Genomic DNA, 2,273 nt, shown 5'->3' with positions numbered 1-2,273 from the left:
AGTTGCAGGGTATAGACCCGAAACCCGGTGAGCTAGCCATGGGCAGGTTGAAGGTTGGGTAACACTAACTGGAGGACCGAACCGACTAATGTTGAAAAATTAGCGGATGACCTGTGGCTGGGGGTGAAAGGCCAATCAAACCGGGAGATAGCTGGTTCTCCCCGAAAGCTATTTAGGTAGCGCCTCGTGAAGTCATCTTCGGGGGTAGAGCACTGTTTCGGCTAGGGGGCCATCCCGGCTTACCAACCCGATGCAAACTGCGAATACCGAAGAATGTTATCACGGGAGACACACGGCGGGTGCTAACGTCCGTCGTGAAGAGGGAAACAACCCAGACCGCCAGCTAAGGTCCCGAAGTCATGGTTAAGTGGGAAACGATGTGGGAAGGCCCAGACAGCCAGGATGTTGGCTTAGAAGCAGCCATCATTGAAAGAAAGCGTAATAGCTCACTGGTCGAGTCGGCCTGCGCGGAAGATGTAACGGGGCTAAACCATGCACCGAAGCTGCGGCAATGACATTCAGGTGTTATTGGGTAGGGGAGCGTTCTGTAAGCCGTTGAAGGTGGCGCTGTGAGGCCCGCTGGAGGTATCAGAAGTGCGAATGCTGACATAAGTAACGATAAAGCGGGTGAAAAACCCGCTCGCCGGAAGACCAAGGGTTCCTGTCCAACGTTAATCGGGGCAGGGTGAGTCGACCCCTAAGGCGAGGCCGAACGGCGTAGCTGATGGGAAACAGGTTAATATTCCTGTACTGAATGTGACTGCGAAGGGGGGACGGAGAAGGCTAGGCCATCCGGGCGACGGTCGTCCCGGTTTAAGCGTGTAGGTGGGAGGAGCAGGCAAATCCGCTCTTCTGTAACACTGAGGCGTGATGACGAGCTGCTACGGCAGTGAAGTGGCTGATGCCCGGCTTCCAGGAAAAGCCTCTAAGCATCAGGTGACATTGAATCGTACCCCAAACCGACACAGGTGGTCAGGTAGAGAATACTCAGGCGCTTGAGAGAACTCGGGTGAAGGAACTAGGCAAAATGGTGCCGTAACTTCGGGAGAAGGCACGCTGGCGGTAGGTGAGGGGCTTTGCGCCCGGAGCCGAAGCCAGTCGCAGAGACCAGCTGGCTGCAACTGTTTATTAAAAACACAGCACTGTGCAAACACGTAAGTGGACGTATACGGTGTGACGCCTGCCCGGTGCTGGAAGGTTAATTGATGGGGTTAGCCGCAAGGCGACGCTCTTGATCGAAGCCCCAGTAAACGGCGGCCGTAACTATAACGGTCCTAAGGTAGCGAAATTCCTTGTCGGGTAAGTTCCGACCTGCACGAATGGCGTAATGATGGCCAGGCTGTCTCCACCCGAGACTCAGTGAAATTGAACTCGCTGTGAAGATGCAGTGTCCCCGCGGCAAGACGGAAAGACCCCGTGAACCTTTACTATAGCTTGACACTGAACATGGAGCCTTGATGTGTAGGATAGGTGGGAGGCCTGGAAGTGCGGACGCCAGTCTGCATGGAGCCATCCTTGAAATACCACCCTTGAATGTTCGATGTTCTCACTTAAGCCCGTTATCCGGGCTGAGGACAGTGTCTGGCGGGTAGTTTGACTGGGGCGGTCTCCTCCCAAAGCGTAACGGAGGAGCACGAAGGTTGGCTAATCACGGTCGGACATCGTGAGGTTAGTGCAAAGGCATAAGCCAGCTTAACTGCGAGAGTGACGGCTCGAGCAGGTACGAAAGTAGGTCTTAGTGATCCGGTGGTTCTGAATGGAAGGGCCATCGCTCAACGGATAAAAGGTACTCCGGGGATAACAGGCTGATACCGCCCAAGAGTTCATATCGACGGCGGTGTTTGGCACCTCGATGTCGGCTCATCACATCCTGGGGCTGAAGTAGGTCCCAAGGGTATGGCTGTTCGCCATTTAAAGTGGTACGCGAGCTGGGTTTAGAACGTCGTGAGACAGTTCGGTCCCTATCTGCCGTGGGCGCAGGAAGATTGAAAGGGGCTGCTCCTAGTACGAGAGGACCGGAGTGGACGCACCGCTGGTGTACGGGTTGTCATGCCAATGGCATCGCCCGGTAGCTAAGTGCGGGAGAGATAACCGCTGAAAGCATCTAAGCGGGAAACTTGCCTTGAGATGAGTCTTCCCTTGACTTAGAGTCACGGAAGGAACGTTTAAGACGAAGACGTGGATAGGCTGGGTGTGTAAGCGCAGCGATGCGTTGAGCTGACCAGTACTAATGAACCGAGCGGCTTAACCTTACAACGCCGAAGGGGTTTTGG

General features: G+C 54.9%; 1 rRNA gene. It reads left to right on the top strand.

Annotated features, from left to right (window positions below):
• Positions 1-2,252, top strand: a 23S ribosomal RNA gene (locus tag EAE93_RS23725); the annotation flags it as partial.
• Between the last annotated feature and the right edge of the window lie 21 nt (positions 2,253-2,273).

Source organism: Photorhabdus akhurstii, from assembly GCF_018448925.1.
Lineage (GTDB): Bacteria > Pseudomonadota > Gammaproteobacteria > Enterobacterales > Enterobacteriaceae > Photorhabdus > Photorhabdus akhurstii.
This window is presented reverse-complemented; position numbering and strand designations above follow the sequence as displayed.